This is a genomic window from Streptomyces sp. NPDC002785, assembly GCF_040295565.1.
Taxonomy (GTDB): domain Bacteria; phylum Actinomycetota; class Actinomycetes; order Streptomycetales; family Streptomycetaceae; genus Streptomyces.
Genome location: NZ_JBEOVN010000140.1, coordinates 1 through 20,762, shown reverse-complemented (window position 1 = coordinate 20,762; position 20,762 = coordinate 1). Strand labels below are relative to the sequence as shown.

Genomic DNA, 20,762 nt, shown 5'->3' with positions numbered 1-20,762 from the left:
TGCGGCTTCGATTGCAAGGCGGAGGAAGGAATCGGATGGGTCTCCCCTGGTCGAGCGAAGCCGAGAGCTCGGGGAAGGAGCGTCGTTGACTGACGGCAACGCGCAAGCGGAGTCGCAGGGCGTCGGGAGCCCGCTCCCTGTCGTGGGGGAGGCCGTAAGGGCCCGGGCGGGGGCCATGCGCTGCAATGGGTCCATGAGCGACGTACAGAGGACCCACGCACAGCAGAGCTTCCTGGACCTGCTCCACGCCCAGCGGGTCTGGGCCGTGGACCTTCCCGTCTTCGACCCGGACGCCGCGCCCCTTGCCCCGCTCCCCCTCTTCCACACCTGGTTCGCCGAGGCCGTGGCCGCCGGGCAGGCCGAGCCGCACACGATGTCGCTGGCCACCGTCGACGCCGAAGGCCGGCCCGATGTGCGGACGCTGATGCTGCACGACGCGGACGAGCGCGGCTGGCACTTCGCCACACACCGCACCAGCGCGAAGGGCCGCCAGCTCGCCGCCCACCCGCATGCCGCGCTCGGCTTCTACTGGCCGGCGCAGGGACGGCAGGTACGGGTGCGGGGACCGGTCATCGAGACGAGCCGGGCGGAGAGCCTCGCCGATCTGCACGCCCGCTCGACGGGGGCGCTCGCATCGGCGCTGACCGGGTCGCAGAGCGAGGTGCTGGACTCGCAGGAGGAACTGGCCCGGACCGCCGACGCCGCCTGGGAACGGGCGTCGGCCGAGCCGGACGCGGAGGTCGCGAGCTGGACGCGGTACGTGGTCGAGCCACGGGAGGTTGAGTACTTCCAGGGCGACGCGAGGCGCCGTCACGTACGGCTGCGCTACCGGCGGGACGGCGCGGACTGGACGCGGGAACTGCTCTGGCCTTAGGAACAGCGCCCGCGGGCCGCCCGGAACGGACCTGGAGACGGGGCACTCACGGACCGCGTTGTTCAGACCGACCGGCACATGGGGGGCGGCGCGGCGCCGCCGCCCCCCATGTGCCGGTCGGTCTTATTCGGATTCAACCGTGAAGGAGCACTATGGGAGACAGGTGAGGACTGGAGGCACCGATGAGCCGAACCCGTTCCCGTTACGCCCCCGACCGCGGGCTGGCCACGCGCATGGTGACCACGATGTTCTTGATCGGTCTGCTGTACGTGGTCCTGGTGGGCGTGCTCCTCGCTGTGCTGCGCGGTGCCTGGCCGATCATCCTGATCCTGGTCGGCGGCATGTTCATCGCGCAGTTCTGGTTCAGCGACCGCATCGCGGCCTTCAGCATGGGCGCCCGGGAGGTCACCCCCGAGGAGGCGCCCGAGCTGCACGGGACCATCGACCGGATCTGCGCGCTGGCCGACATGCCCAAGCCCCGGGTGGCGATCGCCCAGAGCGATGTGCCGAACGCCTTCGCCACCGGCCGGGGCGAGAAGACCGCCCTCGTCTGTGCCACCACCGGTCTGCTCCGCAGGCTGGGGCCGGAGGAGCTGGAGGGCGTACTCGCGCACGAGATGTCCCATGTCGCGCACCGTGATGTCGCCGTCATGACGATCGCCTCGTTCCTCGGTGTGCTTGCCGGCATCATCACCCGCGTCGCCCTGTGGGGCGGCCTCTCCCGCAACACCCGGAGCAATGACCCCGTAGGCATCGCGGTCATGCTGATCCCACTGGCCAGCGCGGTCGTGTACTGCCTCAGCTTCCTGCTCACCCGGCTGCTCTCGCGCTACCGCGAGCTCTCCGCCGACCGCGCCGCCGCCCTGCTCACCGGCCGCCCTTCGGCGCTCGCCTCGGCCCTCACCAAGGTGAGCGGCCAGATGGCCCGCATCCCGACCGAGGACCTTCGGAAGGCGGAGCCGTACAACGCCTTCTACTTCGTTCCCGCGTTCTCCTCCAAGGAGAGCCTGAGCCGGCTGCTCTCCTCCCACCCGACCCTCGAACAGCGCCTGGACCAGCTGGCCCGCATCTCCGCCGACCTCGCCCGCCCGTAAGGAATGTTCATGGGTCTTCTCGACGCCATCCTGGGCCGCAGCAAACCGGTCCGCCCCGACCTCGACCAGCTCTTCGCCGTGCCCTCCGCCGCCCTCACCCTCCAGGCCGGCGCAGGCTTCACCCCCACCGGTCTCGGATCGGTCTGCTTCGCGGGTGTCGAGGGCGGCACCTTCGCCCGTATTCAGCAGGACGTACGCGAACTGCTCGACGCGGACACCGGCCGGGGCGGCATTCCGGTGGAGTTCAGCCAGGACACGTACGGCTACACCTGGCTGCTCGCCCGCCAGCCCCCCGACGACGTTGCCACTCTGGTCAACGACCTGCACGCGGTCAACACCCTGCTCCAGGACGGCGGCTTCGGGCCGCAGCTGCTCTGCTCCCTGATCGGCTTCCGGGACGCGCGGGAGCGTCCGCTGGCCCTGGTCTACCTCTACAAGCGCGGCACGTTCTATCCGTTCGCGCCGTTGCCGGGCGGCGCCGAGAAGCGTGACAACCAGCTGGAGTTGCAGGTCAGGGCGGTACTCGGGGACGACCTCCGGATGGAGAAGGATCTGGCCCGGTGGTTCCCGGTGTGGGGGGCGCCGGGGCTGTGACGCGGGGAGGTCGATGACAGGGGGCCCGGCGCCGCACCCACCCGTATCATCGCTTCCATGACTGCTGAGCCCTCCCGTTCCGCCGGCCGTATGCGCGCTTCGGATGCCGATCGCGAGGCGGTGGTCGAGCAGTTGCGGGAGGCGGCGGCCGAGGGCCGCATCGACATGGACGAGCTGGACACCCGGCTCGGGCAGGCGCTGTCCGCCAAGACCTACGCCGAACTCGCGCCCCTCACCGAGGACCTGGTCCCCATCGAGGTGGCCACGGGCGAGCCGCTGGTCCTCAAGGGCGGCATGCACGGCGTGACGCGCTCGGGTGTCTGGAAGGTGCCCCCGGTGATACGTGCCCAGGGCGGCATCGGTGGCGTCAGGATCGACTTCACCCGCGCCGAGTGCCGGCTGCGCGAGATCGAACTGGAAGTGCGCGGAGAGATGGGCGGGGTGAAGATCGTGATCCCGGAGGGCTGGTCCGTACACACCGACAGCCTGGACCACGGCCTCGGCGGCCTGAAGGCCAGGACCACGGACGAGAGGAAGCCCGGCGCCCCGCTCCTGCGGCTGACGGGCTCCTGCGGCATGGGCGGTGTAGTCGTCCGCCACCCGAAGTTCCGCGAACGCCGCAAGCTGCGCAGCATGGAGCCCTGAGTCGCACCGACTCGCGCCGGGCCCCGCTTCGGAAGCCGTCGTCCTTACACAGCAGCCTCAGGAAACCTCAGCAGTCTCCGGGGTGGAAGACCGGAACGGCCTCTTCCCCCTCCTCCCGCCGGAAGGCCACCCGCAGCGCCATGCCGATGGCGAGGCCGGATTCCTCACATCCCACGATCTCCGTCATCATCCGCGGCCCCTCGGCCAGGTCGACCACGGCGGCGACGTACGGGACCCTGGCGCCGAACGGCGGCAGGTCGTTGCGGTGGACGACGGACCAGGTGTAGAGCGTGGCGCGCCCGCTCGCCCGTTCCCAGGTGACGTCCTCGCTCCAGCAGTGCGGGCAGAACTCGCGCGGGTAGTGGTGGGCGCGCCCGCAGGCGCGGCAGCGGCGGAGCAGCAACTGCCCCTGGGCGGCGGCGTCCCAGTAGGGGCGGGTGAAGGCGTCGGGCTCCGGCAGGTCGAAGCGTACGGCGGCCGAGGTCACAGGAAGAGTCCGATCGCGTCGTCGAGGGACCAGGTCTGCCAGGACATCGCGAACAGCGCCACGAGCGAGATGAGCGCCATCATCGCGTTCTGCCCCTGCTCGGCCCAGTCGTGGATCATCAGCACGAGGTAGAGGAGGTTGAGGAGGAGTCCGGCAACGAGCGCGACGGGGGTAAGGAATCCGGCGATCAGGCCGAGGCCCAGGGCGAGTTCGGCGTACACGACGAGGTAGGCCATGACCTTGGGGCGCGGGGCGACGATCCGCTGGAATCCGGTGCGCACGGCCGTCCACCGATGCTTGCCCGCCACGTCCGCGGCCCAGGCGATGCCCGTACCGCGCTCGAACCAGCCCTTCTTGTCCTTGTGCCGCCAGCTCTCGAGCCACCACAGGCCGAGGCCTATCCGGAGGACGGCGAGCCACTCGGCGCCGCTGAGCCAGATCGTCTGCATGGGGCCTCCCGCTCACTGAATCTGACGGTACGTCAGTTCACCTGATGGCGACGGCTTGCGCAAGGGGCACGCGGGAGGCACGCAAGAGCCACACGCACGTGATCAATTCGCAACCGATTCCGGTCTTGGCCGAGACCCATCAAGTGAGCGCGCGATTACGCTCCGAGCCATGCCCGACAGCGCACTTACCTCCGGTAGCCCCGCCCTGGCCCTCACCGGCCTCGTTGAGGACCGGCCCGTGTACGTCATCGGTGGCGGCCCGGGCGGTCTCGCCGCCGCGGCCGCCCTGCGCGAGCAGGGGGTACGGGCGGTGGTGCTGGAGAAGTCCGAGAACGTGGGGGCGTCCTGGCGCCGCCACTACGACCGGCTGCGCCTCCACACGACCCGGCGCTGGTCGGCGCTGCCGGGGCTTGCGATGCCGCGCCGGTTCGGACGCTGGGTGGCCAGGGACGATGTGGTGCGCTATCTGGAGAAGTACGTCGAGCACCACGAGCTGGAAGTGGTGACGGGCGTCGAGGTGTCCCGGATCGACCGGGCCTCCGACGGAGCCGGCTGGCAGCTGACCGCGGCCGGCGGCCGGGTACTGACCGGCCGGGCCGTCGTCGTCGCCACCGGCTACAACCACACCCCGCGCATCCCCGACTGGTCCGGCCGCGACAGCTTCACCGGCGATCTGGTGCACGCCTCCGACTACCGCAATCCCGCCCCGTACGCGGGCAGGGACGTCCTGGTCGTCGGCATCGGCAACACGGGCGCGGAGATCGCCGCCGACCTGGTGGAGGGCGGCGCGTCCCGGGTACGGATCGCCGTGCGCACCGTGCCGCACATCGTGCGCCGCTCGACGGCGGGCTGGCCCGCACAGGCGACCGGCATCCTCGTACGCAGGCTGCCGGTCCGGCTCGTCGACCGGGCCGGGGGCCTGATGGCCCGGACAGCCGTGCCCGACCTCGCCGGACAGGGGCTCCCACGCCCGGACACCGGCCTGTACTCACGGGTCAAGGACGGCGCCATTCCGGTGCAGGACGTGGGGCTGATCGACGCGGTGAAGAGCGGCCTGGTGGTGCCGGTGGCGGCCGTCGAGTCGTTCGACGAGGACGCGGTGGTGCTGGCCGACGGGGGCCGGATCACCCCGGACGCGGTGATCGCGGCGACCGGCTACCGGCGGGCCCTGGAGGGGCTGGTCGGCCACCTCGGCGTACTGGACGCGCGGGGCCGGCCGGTGGTGCACGGCGGCCGCACGCCCAAGCAGGCACCCGGCCTGTACTTCACCGGGTTCACCAACCCGATCAGCGGCATGTTCCGCGAAATGGCCCTGGACGCACAGAAGATCGCCAAGAAGCTGGCGCACACGGGCTGACTGTCCGGGGCCGCCGGTCCGCCGCCCCGTGTGCGTACCGTTGGCGTATGGACGTGTTCGACGAGTTGTTGCGTGGTGTGCGAGGGAAGGGGGCGGTCTTCGGCCGCTCGGTGCTGTGGCCGCCGTGGTCGCTGAGATTCACGGACGACACGTATCTGACGCTGTGCGTGCCGCTGCGCGGCGAGGGCTGGATCATCCCGGAAGGCAGGATCGGAGAAGGCGTCGACGAGGGCAGCGACAGCGGTGATCGCGCCGCGCGCCGGGTGCGGGTCGGCGAGGCGGCGATCGTACGGGGGCCGGCCCCGTTCGTCTTCACCGACGACCCGGCCACGGGTACGGGCCCGGGTGCGTCCGCACGAGAGGTGCACTGGGACGCCGGACCAGGTACCGACCCGGCACCGCCGGGCGAACTCGCCGGCCCCACCGTGCTGTTGGCCGCCGCCTATGACGTACACGCCGAGGTTCCGCAACGGCTGCTCCAGGCCCTTCCTCCAGTGCTCGTCGTACCGGACGAAGAGGACTGTTCGCCGCTGCGCGATTATCTGGAGGCTCAGATCGGCAAGGTGCGGCCGGGCCGGCAGATCGTGCTGGACCGGCTGTTGGACTGGCTGCTGGTGTGCACGCTGCGCGACTGGTTCGACCGCCCGGAGGCGGCCCCACCCATGTGGTACCGCGCGCTCGGCGACGAGGTGGCGGGCCCGGCGCTGCGTGCCATGCACGAGGAGCCGGCGCATCCGTGGACGACGGCCGAGCTGGCCGCACGGGCCGGGGTCTCGCGCACCACGTTCGCCAAACGGTTCACCGAACTGGTCGGGGAGGGCCCGGTGGCGTATCTGACCGAATGGCGCATGACGCTCGCCGCCGATCTGCTGAGCCGCCGGGACCTGACGGTGGCGGCGGTGGCCCGCCGGGTGGGGTACGCCGACGCGTTCGGCTTCAGCGCGGCGTTCAAACGGGTCCGGGGCGTCAGCCCGAGTGCGTACCGCCGCGAGCCCGCGGTACGGAGCGAACCGGACCGGGAGGTCCCGGCAGGCTGACGCCCCCCTCCCCCGGGCTCAGCCGGTCCAGGCGTCCGCGTCGGCCGCCTTGCGCACGAATGTGCCGAAGTCCCGCGGCGCGCGCCCCAGCGCCCGCTGCACTCCGTCGGTGACCGGAGCCTCCCGGCTCGTACGGATCGGCTTCATCGCGTCCGTCCACAGCGCCGCTTCCTCGGGGGACATCCCCTGGGCGACCAGTCCCGCCACGAACTCCTGCTCGGGGACCGGGACGTAGCCGGCCCGCCGCCCGGTGACCTTCGCGATCTCGGCCAGCGCGTCGTCGACGGTGAGCGCCCTCGGTCCGGACAGCTCGTACACCTGACCCTCGTGGCCGGGCCGGGTGAGCGCGGCGACGGCGACGTCCGCGATGTCGTCCGCGTCCACGAACGCGGCGGCCCCGTCCCCGGCAGGCAGCGCCAGCTCACCGCCCATCACCCCGTCACGGAAGACCCCCTCGCTGAAGTTCTGCGCGAACCAGCCGGGCCGCAGGACCGTCCACGGCACCCCCGAGGCCCGCACCGCGATCTCCCCCTCCATGTGCGGCCCGGTCCCGTCGTAGGAATCCCCGAAGTACCCCGGCACGTCGGCGCCCCGGGCGGACAGCAGCACCAGCCTCCCGACCCCGCCCGCCACGGCCTGCTCCACCAGGGCGGGGGTCCGGGAGGGAGCGAGGTCCAGCGGAACGATGTACACCGCCCCGACCCCCTCCAGCGCCGCGCCCCAGGTCCCCCGGTCGTCCCAGTCGAACGGTGTCTCCCCGGACCGCGACGCCACCCGCGTCTCCACCCCTTGTTCCCGCAGCCGGTCCACGACCCTGCGTCCGGTCTTGCCGGTACCTCCGATGACGAGTACGGGCTGGTCGGTTCGGGGGTTCTGTGTGTTCTGTGCTTTCTGCGTCATACGGAAAGCCTGTCCCAGCGCCCCGCCCACCGGCCATGTCCCAGAATCCGGAATGAATGTCCGGGCGTCCGGCCGCCAGAACAGGAAATAGCGGGCACCCATGCTGCGGTCGTGGATCGGGACGAGCTCGCCCACCTGACCGGCACCTGTCCCACAGACTCCGGGTTCGTCCCCACGCACCCGTCTCAGCCTTTGCCTGCACACTCATTCCTGACGGGCCGTCAGTTCAGTAACCTGACAAGGCGTCAGCTTCAGGCTGGCCGCGAGCACGAGCACCTGACGGACTTCGAGCAGGAGTGGGCGGAACGATGCTTGGATCGACTCACGGCACCCTCACCACCGACTTCCGCGCCAGGGTGGTGGCCTGCGGCGAAGAGCCGTATGCCATCGTCCACAGCATGGCGGCCGCCGCCGCGGAGGGCGATCTCGATGTCAGCGGCCGCCCGCTGCACGCGCCCGTGCCGGATCTGGACCGGTTCTTCCGGCCCGAGTCCGTGGCCGTCATCGGCGCGTCCGACACCGAAGGGCGGCCCAATACCGGCATCACCCGGCAGCTGATCGCCTGGGCCGAGCGGGTCGGGGCGCGGCTGCATCCCGTGCATCCCACCCGGGAGTCCGTGTTCGGGCGGCCCTGTTCTCCTTCCGTCGCGGACCTGCCGGAGCGGGTCGATCTGGCGGTGCTGCTGGTCGGCGATCCGCTCCCGCTGATCGAGGAACTCGCGCAGGCCAAGGTGAAGTTCGCCGTCGCCTTCGCCTCCGGCTTCGCCGAGACCGGTGAGGAGGGCGCAGCCGCCCAGGCGCGGCTGGCCGCAGCGGTGGAGCGGTCCGGGCTGCGGCTGCTCGGACCGAACACCAACCTGAACGCCTTCGAGAAATTCCGGGACGATCTGGACGGGCCGGCGATCGCGCTGATCACTCAGTCCGGTCACCAGGGGCGCCCTGTCTACACCCTTCAGGAGCTGGGCGTGCGGCTCTCGCACTGGGCGCCCACGGGCAACGAGGCGGATCTGGAGACCGCCGACTTCATCTCGTACTTCTCGCAGCGCCCCGAGGTCGGGGCCATCGCCTGTTACGTGGAGGGGCTCAAGGAAGGGCGCTCCTTTCTGCTGGCCGCGGACCGGGCGGCACGGGCCGGCGTCCCGGTCGTGGCGGTCAAGGTGGGACGTACGGAGACGGGGGCCAGGATGGCCGCGTCACACACGGGCAAGCTGACCGGCGCCGACCAGGTGGTGGACGCGGCGATGCGGCAGTTCGGCGTGATCCGGGTGGATGGGCTCGACGAGCTCCAGGACACCGCGGCCCTGCTGGCCCGGGCACGAAAGCCGGTGGCCGACGGGGTCGTCGTGTATTCGATCTCGGGCGGCACGGGGGCGCACTTCTCGGACCTGGCGACCGGTGCCGGGCTGCCACTGCCCACCCTGTCCGAGGAGAAACAGCGCGAGCTGCACGAGTGGATTCCCGGCTATCTGAACGTGGCGAACCCGGTCGACAACGGCGGCCATCCGGTCGGCGACTGGCGCGGCCGGAAGATCATCGACGCGATCCTCGCAGACCCCGCCGTAGGGGTGCTGATCTGTCCGATCACCGGCCCCTTTCCTCCGATGAGCGACCGGCTCGCGCAGGACCTGGTGGACGCTGCGGAGACCACGGACAAGCTGGTGTGCGTGGTGTGGGGATCGCCCGTCGGCACGGAGGCCGCGTACCGTACGACGCTGCTCGGCTCGTCCCGCGTCGCCACCTTCCGTACCTTCGGCAACTGCATCACCGCCGTGAAAGCCTACTTGGACCACCACCGGTTCGCTGCCTCCTACCGCTCCCCCTTCGACGAAGCGCCGCGCACGCCGTCGCCCTCGTTCCGCAAGGCGCAGGCACTGATGCGCCCGGGCCACCAGCTGAGCGAGCACGCGGCGAAGCAGCTGCTGCGGGCGTACGGAATCCGCGTCCCGCGCGAGCAGTTGGTGACGAGCGCCGCAGCGTCCGTCCGGGCGGCCGGACTGGTCGGCTACCCGGTCGTCATGAAGGCGTCGGGCGCCCGGCTCGCCCACAAGACCGAGCTGGGCCTGGTCAAGGTCGGGCTCACCTCCGCCAGTCAAGTGCGGGACGCGTACCGCGAACTGACCGACATCGCCCGCTACGAAGGCGTCGAGCTGGACGGTGTCCTGGTCTGCCAGATGGTCGAACGGGGCGTCGAGATGATGGTCGGTGTCACGCACGACGCGCTGTTCGGGCCGACGGTGACGGTCGGGCTCGGCGGTGTGCTGGTCGAGGTGCTGCACGATGCGGCGGTACGGGTGCCGCCGTTCGGCGAGGACCAGGCGCGGTCGATGCTCGGCGAACTGCGCGGCCGGGCTCTGCTGGAGGGCGTACGCGGAGGCCCCCCGGTGGATGTGGACGCGCTCGTCGAGGTCGTCCTGCGGGTGCAGCGGATGGCGCTGGAACTGAGCGACGACCTCGCCGAGCTGGACATCAACCCGCTGATGGTGCTGGGGCGGGGACAGGGCGCGGTGGCACTGGACGCGCTGGCCGTCTGCCGCTGACCGGTCACCGGGCAGCTGGTCCCGCCGCCCGGCACCCCACCCGTCACCCCCCCTGCCAAGGAGCTGCCTCATGCCGTCCTCCCCCGAAGACACCGCCGAGTACACCGGGTCCGCCGCGCCGGCCGACCCGCTCGATTCATTGATACTCCACGCCACTGACAACGGCGTCTCGTGGATCACGCTGAACCGCCCCGAGGCGATGAACGCCGTCACCTGGGACCAGCGGGAACGCGTCATCGCGCTCCTCGCCGAGGCCTCCGCCGACCCGGCGGTCCGGGTTGTCGTCCTCACCGCCACCGGCCGCGGCTTCTGCGCGGGCGCCGACCTGCGCGGCACCCCGTCGACGGGCGACCGGGTACCCGGCGACGTGGCCCGCACCATCCGGCTCGGCGCGCAGCGCCTGATCGCCGCGGTCCTGGACTGCGAGAAACCGGTCGTCGCGGCCGTCAACGGCACGGCGGCCGGCATCGGCGCTCATCTCGCGTTCGCCTGCGACCTCGTGCTGGCCGCCGAGTCGGCGAAGTTCATCGAGGTCTTCGTACGCCGCGGCCTCGTACCGGACGGTGGCGGCACGTATCTGCTGCCGCGCCTGATCGGCCCGCAGCGCGCCAAGGAGCTGATGTTCTTCGGCGACTCGCTCCCGGCGGCGGAGGCAGAACGTCTGGGGCTGGTCAACCGGGTGGTCCCGGACGAGGAGCTGGAAGCGGCGGCCCGCGCGTGGGCTCAGCGGCTGGCCGACGGCCCGACCCGTGCGATCGCCCTCACCAAGCAGCTGGTGAACGCATCGCTGGACTCCGACCGGGCGACGGCCTTCGCGGCCGAGGCGATGGCCCAGGAGATCAATATGACGACGCAGGATGCCAACGAGGGCGTGGCGAGCTTCATCGAGCGGCGCACGCCGAAGTACCGGGGGCTGTGAGCGGCCCCGGGGCACGCTTGTGTTCCTCCCTCTACGGAAGCCGCTTGGAAGGGTGCCGGTGCAGTGCTTCCCGTCGGCCAATCCGCTATGAAGACGTCCTCCACAGATGTGGCGGTGGGAGCGCGCAATAGCCAGCGGCTCAGGATGTCGAGGTCGGTACAGCCCGTGATGCGCTCGCGAGCCTCGTCGGAGACGTCAATGCCGGCTTGGGCAAGGAGGAGCAGGATGCCCCGCGCGATGCCTTCTGCGCGGCCTTCTGCGCGGCCTTCGTCCCGGATTTCTTCCGAGAGCGATGACTTGTAGAAAGAAAGGTCCATGGGAACCACGCCTCTCCAGGGCTGGGCGGCCGGAACCCACCGGTCGGCGTGGGCCACCGGTGGGTCCCGGCCGCAGTCTGCCTACTTCTCGATGAAGACGTCCTCGACGGATGCAGCGGTGGGAGCGCGCAGGAGCCAGCGGCTCAAGGTGTCCAGATCTCCGCAGTCCGAAATACGCTGGCGAGCCTCATCGGGCACGTCGATGCCGGCCTGTGCAAGGAAGAGCAGGATGTCTTCCTTGCGGCCTTCTGCGCGGCCCTCTTCACGGCCCTCTTCACGGCCCTCTTCACGGCCTTCGTCCCGGATTTCTTCCGAGAGGGGTGACTTGTAAAAGGAAAGGTCCACGGCCACCAGGTTCCTCCACTGTTGTGCGGCCGGGCGGTTGCCCAGGCCCTGTGCGATGAGTTCGACGATGGGGTCGGCGATGGTTTCCGGTACGTCCCGCAGAGCGGTCGACAGCGTTTTGAGTATGGCACCGATGTCCGGATCGCCCGCGTGTGTGATCGCGGCCAGCGTGGCCAGTGCCAGGTCCTTGCGGGCCTCAGCCACATCCGTGATCACTGGCATGTTGTGCGGGCCTGCGACGAGGGCTTGCAGGGTGAGCACGGGCGATTGCGGGTGGCCGACGGAAAACGGGCGTGCGGCCCATTCGGCGGTGGCTCGGTCCTGGCAGACGACCAGCAGTATGGGCGGCAGCTTGTACTTCGCCTGCAAGTAGGACAGGTAGTACATCCAGCTCGCCGGTTTCTCCGGGTCCTTCTTGCCCTGGGCCTCGATCGCGAGGAGGTACGACTGGTCATCCTCCATGTCGATGCGCAGCAGGGTGTCGACACGGCGTTCGAGGGGCCTGTTCTCGGTGAGGTCCGTAGGCATGACGGTGGCTGAGGCGGGTGGGCCGATCGCGACGCCCAGCACCTCGGAGACGTGTGAGAAAAGTCCCGGGTACTCCTGGAAGATGCGGTGCATCGCCTCGTGGGACGAGCTGACCATGTGGATTTCCTAGAGTTGTTGAGCGGTCGGATGGGAGCTGTCGGTCCGGCAGTCGGGACACTCTCCTGGCTCCGCTGCGCGGAATGCCCGGTCACAGCCGTCGCAGTTCTGTAGCGGGAGCGCCTTGGGCGGGAGATCGGACCGATCACGGAACGGGGGCGGTGGCGGAAGCCGGGCGGTGAGCCGGTGGGCGAGGAGACCGGCGGGGCGGCGCAGCCCTTCGGGTGGGAGTTCGCTGGTCAGGGCGTGCTGTACGGCGGCGGGGCCGACCTCGCGTTCCAGCCACGCGGCGACGCCCGGGGCCAGGACGTCCACGTCCTGCGCGGAGAGCAGCAGGCGCGGGTCCTGGAGGTGCAGTCCGGCGAGCAGGTCGGTGGCGGTCCGGAGGAGGGGCGGGGCAGGAAAGGCCGGCTGCGGCACGAGGAGGGGCGTGGACCGGCTGTGTAGGGCGCGCTCACGGCGTGCCATGGGTGCGGGCTCATGGCGTGGTGCGGGCGCGGTTCGGGCCGCAGGCCTGAGCCGAGGCATGTCGTCGGCTTCGGACTCCCGACAGGGCCGGATCGACGCGGGCGGCCGGACCGTACGCTGCGGGCTCGGTGGACACTCGCGGCCCGGAGCAGCTTCTGTGGTCCGCCGTTCGGCAGGCTGATTACAGGAGACGGTACGGGTCACGATCCGGCCGTCGACCAGGCGCGTGCGGATGCGTCGCAGGTAGCCGTGGGCTTCGAGTTCGCGTAACGCGGCGGCAATCCGGGCCTCGCTCTCCGGGAAGCGGCCGGCGAGGTCCTGGATGCCGATCCTGGCTCCGGCGGGCAGCGACTGGATGTGCGCGGCGAGCCCGATCGCTGTGAGGGAGAGCTCGCGGTGCTGGGTGAGGTGGTTGCCCACGACCGTGAAACGGCTGGTGTGCCGGGAGTTGTCGTGCACGACGCCGGAGGACGGCGTGGCGTCTCCGCGTACGTGGGACGGGGCGCGCGAGGGCGCGCTAATCTGCTGGGTATCCATCGGGAAGCCCTTACTTCCTCGGTGGTCAGGCCCTCGATCGGGATGCCAGTCCCGGCCGGGGGCCGTCGCGTGTCTGGGGTTGTTCGTCGCGGCGAGCATATGCCGGCCAACCGGACCGAATAGCAGCCAAGTTGGCCAATCTCACCCATGTGGGTGACGGACGGCAGGGTGGGGTTGGGAAGGGTCATTTCCCAAGTTCTTCAAGGCTTTTGATGTCGTGCGACGCCGCGTCGCGGACCACCGGATCGTGGAACTCCACGACCCGGTGGCGGCGGTCACGGTACGAGGTCGAGTTCGGCCCAGACGGTCTTCCGGGGGAAGGGCCCGGGACTGACACCCCAGCGGTCGGCAAGCGCGTGCGCTCGAAGCTGAACCGGCTGGCCGAGCGGGGCTGGCTACGCAAGCTGGCTGACGGGAAGTTCACCACCACGCCCGTGAGGTGGCCCGGCTGACCACACGATGGCCGCAGTGGCCGTAACGTCCGAGCCTCCGGAAGTGGTTGACGTGTCGTGTGCAATCAACGACCCACACCAGCCCCGTGGCCAGCAACTTCAAGGTGAAACGAGCTCAATGGAGCGCAGGTGTCGTGACGATCATGCGAGGAATGTTCGGCAGGAGGGCTCGGAGTGATCAGCACCCTGGATGCGCTCGCGTCGACTCGTCAAGACAGCTCGCGGGCCAGTCGCTTGAGCGCAACGATCTGACTGCCCGCGAAACCAGCGACATCTGTCGCGACCGCCACAAGAGTGAGCAGGACAAGTGTGCTCGCTGCAGCCACAGACACCGCAGCAAGCACGCATGCCGCAAGTACATTCGCCACAAGTGCGAGACGCAGGCTCCCAGCCAAAGGGCGAACACTGAGCCGCCACACGACGCCGGCCCACAGCACGACAGCCCCGCCGATGCCGCCGACGACGAGTGCCGGCAGCCTCACCGCAGTCGCGGTCAGGGGCGCAGTTGAAGCGATCACCAGCCCGACGAGCAGGCAATAGAACGCATCAGCGCGGAGACTCAACTGGCCGAGCCGACTCCCAGACATGCACAGAGGTTAACTCCCGCCCGACATAGTCGTACAGGCCGAGATCTCTGCCTGCGAGCACGTTGTCCAACGCGCGGGTGGCTGTGCCAGTTCGGCAGGTCCGGCTCCGCATCCTCGATCATGTCGGCCACCTCCCGCCGGGATCGTACGGACAGGCACCCCGCTCACGCCGGAGAATCCGCGGATCCGTGATCGCCGAGGCGTCGGACGATCCCGACGCGAGCGCGCCGCAGCCGAGGACGCGCCAGGACCCGGCCCCCGTGCAGCGCGGCCCGGGCCGCAAGTCCGGCAGGCCGGGGAACACTTCCGCACCCCCGGGCGTCGTCTCGGCATCCGCCGCGCCCCGTCGCAACTCGCCGAAACTCGCCGTCAACACCGCCTGACGCACCCGATGCCGCGCCACCCACACATCAACAACCGGGCAAAACTCCGCTTCCTAGCATTTTGCCAGCACTTCCAGCATTGGTCTTGACCAATGTTTCATTGTGTGAAAAATATGATCAAAGCCGCCATGGAACGCTGCAGCCGCCGCGCTCGGCGGAGTCCTCGTCCTCGGACTCACGGCCGTCCCGGCCGCACAGGCCGCTCCCGCCGATTCGGCCGGATGCGCCACCGATGCCTTTGGGATCGCCGGCAAGTACGGTGAGTTCGTCCTCGGTGACGATGTCCACTCACCCGACGCGGAGGGCGCGGTGGTCGTCGGTGGCAACGCCGACTTCCGCGGCGGCTTCAGCGCCGCCAACGAACTTTCGGCGGCGGAGGTCGACGCCCTGCCCGACCGGGCGGCGCTCGTCGTCCGCGGCGACCTGGTCAACGGCGAATCGGTCACCGCGGTGATGAAGGGCAACGCGGTCGTCGGCGGCGAGGTCCGCGAGCGCGCCATCGAGCTGCACTCCGGCACGTTCCGCCAGAACGCCGGTCTGATCGACTTCGACGCCGAGTTCGCCAAGCTCCGGACCTACTCCTCCGCACTTGCCCAGGAACCGGCGACCGATGGCGCCAATGTGACCCTGAATGGCGCCAGTCTCACCCGGTGCTCAAATCCAGGTCCGGGTCCAGGTCCAGGCCCGGGTCCAGGTCGAACGGGGCCGGCAGTCGCAGAAATCGACGTGATCCGAAGCAGCCGCCGGGGCATCCTTGGACCCGGACCCAGTCATCTTCCTCCCCACCCTTCCTATCTGACGTTCCGTCAGCTCTAATCGTAGGGTGATGGGACACGCAGGCATGGCCGCCACCGCCGTCCGGTACCTCAGGTCCGTCGGCGCCGCCACCACCGCAGGGCCGACGCCGGTCGATCCGCTGCCGCGCCCGGATCTGCGGGCCGTCGCCGACGACGAGCGGCTGCCGGTCGACCCGGGCGAGTTCCGCCGCGTACTGGGCCATTTCGCCAGCGGCATCACCATCGTCACCGCACACGACGCGGACGACGCGGACGGACCGGCCGGCTTCGCGTGCCAGTCGTTCGCGTCGCTCTCCCTGGACCCGCCGCTGGTCACGTTCATGGTCGCCCGTACGTCGACGACCTGGCCGCGCATCGCTCGCGCCGGGGCTTTCTGCGTCAACATCCTGGGCGCGGACCAGGGCGCACTGTGCCGGAGCTTCGCGGTGAGCGGGGCCGACAAGTTCGCGGGGGTGTCGTACGAGGCGGCTCCGGCGACCGGGTCGCCGCTGCTGGACTCCGTACCGGCCTGGATCGACTGCCGTATCCAGGCCGTCCACACCGGGGGCGACCATCTGATCGTCGTCGGCCGGGTGGAGGCGCTGGGGGCGGCGGACGGGAGTGATCCGCTGCTGTTCCACCGGGGGGCCTTCGGACGGTTCGGGCCGCTCACCGGATGAGCGTGCACCGGGGCCCCGGCCAACGGGCGAACGTGCACCAGGGCCTCCGCCCGGTACGGCGAGTGACCGTTCAGCCGACGGTTTCGTGCAGCAACTCCCGCAGTTTCAACGCCGCCGGAAGCGGCGCGGCGGGCAGCGCGACATGCACCGTCCGGCGCGGGGCGAGGTCGCCGAGCCGGCAGAGGGCCAGTTCGTCCGGGACCGCCCAGGCGGCCAGCGAGGGGACCAGCGCAACACCGAGCCCCGCGGCCACGTAGCCGAACTTCCCGGTCCACTCCGCGATTCTGACCATCTTCCTCGGCTGGAAGCCGGCCCGTGCGCACACCTCGGCGAGCATCGTGGGCCGGTCCGTGGGCGAGTCCTGGAGCCACGCCTCCTCGCGCAGTTCACGCAGATCGATCGCCCCGGCACCGGCCAGGCGATGGTCCCGGGGCAGAACGACGAACAGTTCGTCCTCCATCAGAACCTCCGTGCCGACACCGTCGGCCGACGGCAGACCGGACGGATAGTCACTGACCACGGCGAGGTCGAGCGCCCCCTCCGCGAGGCGCTGCATCAGCACGCCACTCCGGCCCTCGACCGCGATGACGTCGACATCCGGCCTGGACTGCACAAACGCCCGCAGAGTTACGGGCATCAACGAAATGTTGGCGGTGGAGAACGCACCCACACGCAGCGTCCCACCGTGCCCGGAATGGATCACGGTCAGCTCGTGCTCCGCCCCCGACAGACGGTCGAGCACCTCCACGGCGTGACGGTGCAGCGCATGACCGGCGGGATTCAGCCGGACGCCCCGGGCGAACCGTTCGAACAGCGGCCCGCCCGCCTCCTTCTCCAACGAGGCGATACGCCGGGACACCGCGGACTGCGTGTAGTCGAGCCGGACCGCCGCCTTCGTGAACGATCCGGTGTCGGCCACCGTCACCAGCAGCCGCAGTGCGTCGATCTCGAACACATTCCCTCCAAGCATGGGTCGCATGCAATCTAGTCGCTGGTGGAATGCCTTGTCCCGCCCTAGCGTCAATCATGTGGTCGCGCTTCCGCGACGAGGGCCGCCGGCCGGAACCGCCGCCCCGTGACCTTCACCCAGATCAACTCCGAGGAGAAACCATGCAGTTATTGCCGAGAACTGAGCCGGAGCGGGCCCGGTGACCGCAGGAGCCGCGTTCGCGTTGCCCGCGATGCTGGCGGATCTGGAGGAGCTCGTGGTCTGCGAGTCCTTCTCGGCCGACCACGCGGCGCTGGCGCGCAGCGCCGAGGTCGTCGGCGCCCAGGGAGCGAGGCTGCTGGGCCGGGCGCCGGAGACGATCGTGATCGGCGGGGTGCCCCATCTGCGGTGGGTCTTCGGCACTCCGCGGGTCCTGCTGGTGGGACACCACGACACGGTGTGGCCCATGGGCTCGCTGGAGACACATCCCTGGTCGGTGGCCGACGGGGCCGCCCGGGGCCCCGGGGTCCTGGACATGAAGGCCGGGCTGGTGCAGATGTTCCACGCCCTGGCATCCCTGCCGTCCCCGGACGGCGTGTGTGTGCTGATCAACGGGGACGAGGAAGTCGGCTCGCCGACCTCCCGGGAGCTGATCGAGGAATCCGCACGCGGTTGTGCGGCGTCCTTCGTGCTGGAGGCGTCCGCGAACGCGGAGGGCGCCCTCAAGACCGCCCGCAAGGGCACCTCCCGGTACGAGGTCGTGGTGCACGGCAGGGCCGCTCATGCGGGTCTGGAGCCGGACAAGGGGGTCAATGCCGCGATCGAGGCCGCTCACCAGGTGCTGGCCATCGCCGGGCTCGCAGCCTCGATGGGCCCCACCGGTTCGCCGCTGGGCGCACCGACCGTCACGCCCACCCTGCTGTCCGCCGGCAGCACCCTCAACACGGTGCCCGCGCAGGCCAAGGTGTCAGTGGACGTACGTGTGCCGACCGCGGCGGCGCAGGACCGGATAGACACGCTCATGCACGGGCTGAGCGCCCGGACGCATGGGGCGCGACTGAGGGTTCTCGGCGGCAGGAGACGGCCACCCATGGAACCGGAATCCTCCGCCGAGCTGTTCGCCCTCGCCTCCTCGATCGCCGCAGAGTTGGGGCAGACGCCACTACGAGGGGTCGCCGTGGGCAGCGCCTCCGACGGCAACTACACCGCGGGTACGGGCTGCCCGACACTGGACGGTCTGGGTGGCGTCGGCAGCGGCGCCCACGCGGACACCGAGCATGTCGTGATCGGGCAGATGCTCCCCCGTACCCGCCTGCTCGCCCAACTGATCGCACGGACCCGGCGATGACCGGACCCCCCGCCCGTGCCAAGTCCGTCACCCGGACGTGACCCGAACCCGCGGTCACTCCGACGCGCATGCGAAGGAGAGAATCATGACAGCAACACCGGGCGCCCTGTCGCCCGAGGCCGCCGAACTGGCCGACCGTCACCAACTAGGCGCCTTGCAGGGCACGTTCACCCCCAAACGCCTGAGCAAACCGGTCTTCGCCCTCTACATCTTCACGACCATCCACCTCTTGTTCATCTTCGTGATCCCCGGCCTGCTGTTCTTCTGGTGGCTGCGCCGGACTCCGGACTTCAGCAGGAAACAGGCCGCCAAGCGTCTCCACCTGTTCGAGAACGGAATGATCGTGCACCCGCAGTCCGGCGACGGCGTGGTCGTCATCCGCTGGGATTCCGTGCGGCTCTACCAGGACATCACCCAGAAGATCATCAACGGTGTCCCCGGCCCCATCAACCACGTCTACTCCGCGGTCGGCCCGGGCCGCGTCAGCGCGACGATCACGGAATTCTACGAAGGCCCCGGAACCTGGGGACCTCATATGCAGGGGGCCATTCTCCGCGCCCAGGGCCCGGCGGTCCTGCAATCGATCGCGGAAGGCCGGACGGTCAACTTCGGTGACCTCTCGCTCTCCCGCACCGGCATGGCCACCACCAGGAACGGCCACCTCCCCTGGTCCGACGTCCAGCAGATCCAGGTCGGGGCGGGCAGTGTGCACATCATGAGGACCAGCGACTCCGCCCGCTGGTGCAGCGTCGCGGTCAGCGACATCGCGAATTTCCACGTCTTTCTGGCGGTCGCCGAGAACCTCTCCGCCTGACCGGTCGAAACCGTCAGCCGAGTCCGGCGGCGGCACCCGACGGCTCCGGGACCCGCCGGATCACCAACGCCATCAGCGCCGCCGTCGCGCACAGTGCCCCCGACGCGTACCAGACCATGTCGTACGAGCCGAACACATCGCGCGCCACACCACCCAGGAACGCCACCAGCGCCGCGCCCACCTGGTGGGAGGCGAGGACCCAGCCGAAGACGATGGCGCTGTCCTCGCCGTACTGCTCGCGGCACAGGGCCAGCGTGGGCGGTACGGTCGCGACCCAGTCCAGACCGTAGAAGACGATGAAGAACACCATCGGCGGATGCACCGTCGGCGCCATCAGCATCGGCAGGAAGAGCAGCGAGATGCCGCGCAACGCGTAGTAGACGGCGAGGAGTCGACGGGCGTCGAAGCGGTCCGTGAGCCAGCCGGAGAAGACCGTGCCGATGATGTCGAAGACCCCGATGACGGCGAGCAGCGAGGCCGCGGCGGTGATGGGCATGCCGTGGTCGTGGGCCGACGGCACGAAGTGTGTACGGATCAGGCCGTTGGTCGAGGCCCCGCAGATCGCGAACGTACCGGCCAGCAGCCAGAACGGCCCGGTGCGCGCCGCGTCGGCCAGTACGCGTACGGTGCGCCTCGCCGCCCCGCGTGCGGGTGCGGGCTTGGCCACGTACGTGCCGCCGTACGGGGCGAGGCCCACATCGGCCGGGTGGTCGCGCATCAGGAGCCAGACGAACGGGACGACGACCAGGGCGGCGAGCGCGACGGTCACCGAGGCCGGGCGCCAGCCGTGCTCCTCGACGATCCAGGCGCACAGCGGCAGGAACACCAGCTGGCCGGAGGCGCCCGCCGCGGTGAGGATGCCGGTGACCAGGCCGCGCCGGGCGACGAACCAGCGGTTGGTGACCGTTGCCGAGAAGGCCATCGCCATCGAACCGGTACCGAGGCCGACGAGCAGCCCCCAATAGATCACCAGCTGCCAGGCAGCCGTCATCCAGACGCTGGCCAGCGCCCCGGCCGCCACCGCGCTGAGCGCGACGACGACGACCCTGCGGATGCCGAAGCGGTCCATCAGTGCGGCGGCGAACGGTGCGGTGAGCCCGTACAACGCCATGTCGATGGAGACGGCGAGTCCGATCTGCCCTCGCGACCAGCCGAACTCCGTGTGGAGCGGGTCGATGAGGAGGCCGGGGAGGGAGTTGAAGGCGGCGCCGCCGATGATCGTCACGAAGGTGACGACGGCGACGATCCAGGCGCGGTGAACGCGTCGGCGGGAGGGTGTGCGGGCTGCCTGGCGGTCGTCGTCCCGGGTGGCGGCGCTGTCGGTTGTCTGGGTCACGTCACTGAGCATCGGGTCCTGGCATACGCCCTCACGAGTGGCCGGAGGGACATGCTTCGCAGGAATCGGGCCACAGAGGTCAGCCTCTCCCGGCACGCTACGGCCCTTGTGCGCCCCGGACGCGGTCGGTCTGGACGAGGACGGCGAGGAGTAGGGAAGCGAGACGCCCAACATCCCCTCCGGCCGTCGGCTCGTGGCGTTGTTGCCGCCGGCCTAACGACCTCCCCCACGATAGGGAGCGGGCTCCCTATCG

Annotated in this window: 22 protein-coding genes; 13 read left to right on the top strand and 9 right to left on the bottom strand. The window is 70.2% G+C overall.

What is annotated here, in order from left to right; genetic code table 11:
- Positions 1–175: 175 nt before the first annotated feature.
- The 4 genes from ABTZ94_RS26715 to ABTZ94_RS26700 all read left to right on the top strand — a co-directional run bounded on the left by ABTZ94_RS26715 (position 176) and on the right by ABTZ94_RS26700 (position 3,207).
- The gene (locus tag ABTZ94_RS26715) at positions 176–874 is read left to right on the top strand and encodes a pyridoxine/pyridoxamine 5'-phosphate oxidase (RefSeq protein WP_502967311.1); all 699 of its coding nucleotides are present in this window, start codon (positions 176–178) and stop codon (positions 872–874) included.
- A 182-nt stretch (positions 875–1,056) separates the two neighbouring features.
- Positions 1,057–1,968 (top strand): zinc metalloprotease HtpX, encoded by a 912-nt coding sequence (gene htpX, locus ABTZ94_RS26710; RefSeq protein ID WP_351204196.1) that lies wholly within the window; start codon positions 1,057–1,059, stop codon positions 1,966–1,968.
- A gap of 9 nt (positions 1,969–1,977) precedes the next feature.
- Positions 1,978–2,562, top strand: a complete 585-nt coding sequence (gene pspAB, locus ABTZ94_RS26705; protein WP_351204194.1) for a PspA-associated protein PspAB — start codon at positions 1,978–1,980, stop codon at positions 2,560–2,562.
- 57 nt (positions 2,563–2,619) lie between these two features.
- Positions 2,620–3,207 carry a DUF1707 SHOCT-like domain-containing protein gene (locus ABTZ94_RS26700; protein WP_351204192.1) on the top strand — a complete coding sequence of 196 codons (588 nt, stop codon included), beginning with the start codon at positions 2,620–2,622 and terminating at the stop codon, positions 3,205–3,207.
- A gap of 67 nt (positions 3,208–3,274) precedes the next feature.
- Here the strand turns inward: ABTZ94_RS26700 and ABTZ94_RS26695 are convergent, their stop codons facing one another.
- Both ABTZ94_RS26695 and ABTZ94_RS26690 read right to left on the bottom strand, forming a co-directional pair.
- A complete protein-coding gene (locus ABTZ94_RS26695; RefSeq protein WP_351204190.1) occupies positions 3,275–3,694 on the bottom strand; it encodes a Zn-ribbon domain-containing OB-fold protein in 420 nt (139 codons plus the stop codon).
- The gene (locus tag ABTZ94_RS26690) at positions 3,691–4,143 is read right to left on the bottom strand and encodes a DoxX family membrane protein (RefSeq protein ID WP_351204188.1); all 453 of its coding nucleotides are present in this window, start codon (positions 4,141–4,143) and stop codon (positions 3,691–3,693) included. The genes ABTZ94_RS26695 and ABTZ94_RS26690 overlap by 4 nt, the downstream gene beginning before the upstream one ends.
- Before the next feature lie 169 nt (positions 4,144–4,312).
- On the opposite strand from ABTZ94_RS26690, the gene ABTZ94_RS26685 reads away from it, so the two are divergent.
- Both ABTZ94_RS26685 and ABTZ94_RS26680 read left to right on the top strand, forming a co-directional pair.
- Positions 4,313–5,500, top strand: coding sequence for a flavin-containing monooxygenase (locus ABTZ94_RS26685; protein ID WP_351204186.1), 1,188 nt, complete (start codon positions 4,313–4,315; stop codon positions 5,498–5,500).
- A gap of 47 nt (positions 5,501–5,547) precedes the next feature.
- Positions 5,548–6,537: an AraC family transcriptional regulator gene (locus ABTZ94_RS26680; RefSeq protein WP_351204184.1), complete on the top strand. Its 990-nt coding sequence runs from the start codon at positions 5,548–5,550 to the stop codon at positions 6,535–6,537.
- Positions 6,538–6,555: 18 nt separating this feature from the next.
- On the opposite strand, the gene ABTZ94_RS26675 is transcribed toward ABTZ94_RS26680, so the two are convergent.
- Positions 6,556–7,437, bottom strand: a complete 882-nt coding sequence (locus tag ABTZ94_RS26675; RefSeq protein ID WP_351204182.1) for an NAD(P)H-binding protein — start codon at positions 7,435–7,437, stop codon at positions 6,556–6,558.
- A gap of 308 nt (positions 7,438–7,745) precedes the next feature.
- Here ABTZ94_RS26675 and ABTZ94_RS26670 point away from each other — a divergent pair, with 308 nt between their 5' ends.
- Positions 7,746–9,974, top strand: coding sequence for an acetate--CoA ligase family protein (locus ABTZ94_RS26670; RefSeq protein ID WP_351204180.1), 2,229 nt, complete (start codon positions 7,746–7,748; stop codon positions 9,972–9,974).
- Positions 9,975–10,044: 70 nt separating this feature from the next.
- On the top strand, positions 10,045–10,893 hold the full coding sequence (locus tag ABTZ94_RS26665; protein WP_351204179.1) for an enoyl-CoA hydratase/isomerase family protein: 849 nt from the start codon (positions 10,045–10,047) through the stop codon (positions 10,891–10,893).
- A gap of 398 nt (positions 10,894–11,291) precedes the next feature.
- Here ABTZ94_RS26665 and ABTZ94_RS26660 read toward each other — a convergent pair whose 3' ends face one another.
- From ABTZ94_RS26660 to ABTZ94_RS26645, 3 genes are all read right to left on the bottom strand, one after another.
- On the bottom strand, positions 11,292–12,200 hold the full coding sequence (locus ABTZ94_RS26660) for a hypothetical protein (protein WP_351204177.1): 909 nt from the start codon (positions 12,198–12,200) through the stop codon (positions 11,292–11,294).
- A 9-nt stretch (positions 12,201–12,209) separates the two neighbouring features.
- Entirely contained in the window at positions 12,210–13,205 is a 996-nt protein-coding gene (locus ABTZ94_RS26655; protein ID WP_351204175.1) for a helix-turn-helix domain-containing protein, read from the bottom strand.
- Between the two features lie 661 nt (positions 13,206–13,866).
- Complete coding sequence (locus ABTZ94_RS26645; RefSeq protein ID WP_351204173.1) at positions 13,867–14,244, bottom strand: hypothetical protein; 378 nt, start codon at positions 14,242–14,244, stop codon at positions 13,867–13,869.
- Positions 14,245–14,432: 188 nt separating this feature from the next.
- On the opposite strand from ABTZ94_RS26645, the gene ABTZ94_RS26640 reads away from it, so the two are divergent.
- The gene (locus ABTZ94_RS26640) at positions 14,433–14,627 is read left to right on the top strand and encodes a hypothetical protein (protein ID WP_351204171.1); all 195 of its coding nucleotides are present in this window, start codon (positions 14,433–14,435) and stop codon (positions 14,625–14,627) included.
- Between the two features lie 117 nt (positions 14,628–14,744).
- On the opposite strand, the gene ABTZ94_RS26635 is transcribed toward ABTZ94_RS26640, so the two are convergent.
- Positions 14,745–14,915 (bottom strand): hypothetical protein, encoded by a 171-nt coding sequence (locus ABTZ94_RS26635; RefSeq protein WP_351204169.1) that lies wholly within the window; start codon positions 14,913–14,915, stop codon positions 14,745–14,747.
- Between ABTZ94_RS26635 and ABTZ94_RS26630 the strand changes: the two genes are divergently transcribed.
- Both ABTZ94_RS26630 and ABTZ94_RS26625 read left to right on the top strand, forming a co-directional pair.
- Positions 14,871–15,443: a choice-of-anchor A family protein gene (locus tag ABTZ94_RS26630; RefSeq protein ID WP_351204204.1), complete on the top strand. Its 573-nt coding sequence runs from the start codon at positions 14,871–14,873 to the stop codon at positions 15,441–15,443. The genes ABTZ94_RS26635 and ABTZ94_RS26630 overlap by 45 nt on opposite strands.
- 25 nt (positions 15,444–15,468) lie before the next feature.
- Positions 15,469–16,083 (top strand): flavin reductase family protein, encoded by a 615-nt coding sequence (locus ABTZ94_RS26625; RefSeq protein ID WP_351204202.1) that lies wholly within the window; start codon positions 15,469–15,471, stop codon positions 16,081–16,083.
- A gap of 70 nt (positions 16,084–16,153) precedes the next feature.
- On the opposite strand, the gene ABTZ94_RS26620 is transcribed toward ABTZ94_RS26625, so the two are convergent.
- Positions 16,154–17,038, bottom strand: a complete 885-nt coding sequence (locus tag ABTZ94_RS26620; RefSeq protein WP_351204167.1) for a LysR family transcriptional regulator — start codon at positions 17,036–17,038, stop codon at positions 16,154–16,156.
- 226 nt (positions 17,039–17,264) lie between these two features.
- Between ABTZ94_RS26620 and ABTZ94_RS26615 the strand changes: the two genes are divergently transcribed.
- Both ABTZ94_RS26615 and ABTZ94_RS26610 read left to right on the top strand, forming a co-directional pair.
- Positions 17,265–18,359: a M20 family metallopeptidase gene (locus ABTZ94_RS26615; RefSeq protein ID WP_351204200.1), complete on the top strand. Its 1,095-nt coding sequence runs from the start codon at positions 17,265–17,267 to the stop codon at positions 18,357–18,359.
- Between the two features lie 85 nt (positions 18,360–18,444).
- The gene (locus ABTZ94_RS26610; RefSeq protein ID WP_351204165.1) at positions 18,445–19,173 is read left to right on the top strand and encodes a DUF6585 family protein; all 729 of its coding nucleotides are present in this window, start codon (positions 18,445–18,447) and stop codon (positions 19,171–19,173) included.
- Positions 19,174–19,186: 13 nt separating this feature from the next.
- On the opposite strand, the gene ABTZ94_RS26605 is transcribed toward ABTZ94_RS26610, so the two are convergent.
- The gene (locus ABTZ94_RS26605; RefSeq protein WP_351204163.1) at positions 19,187–20,509 is read right to left on the bottom strand and encodes an MFS transporter; all 1,323 of its coding nucleotides are present in this window, start codon (positions 20,507–20,509) and stop codon (positions 19,187–19,189) included.
- Positions 20,510–20,762 lie beyond the last annotated feature (253 nt).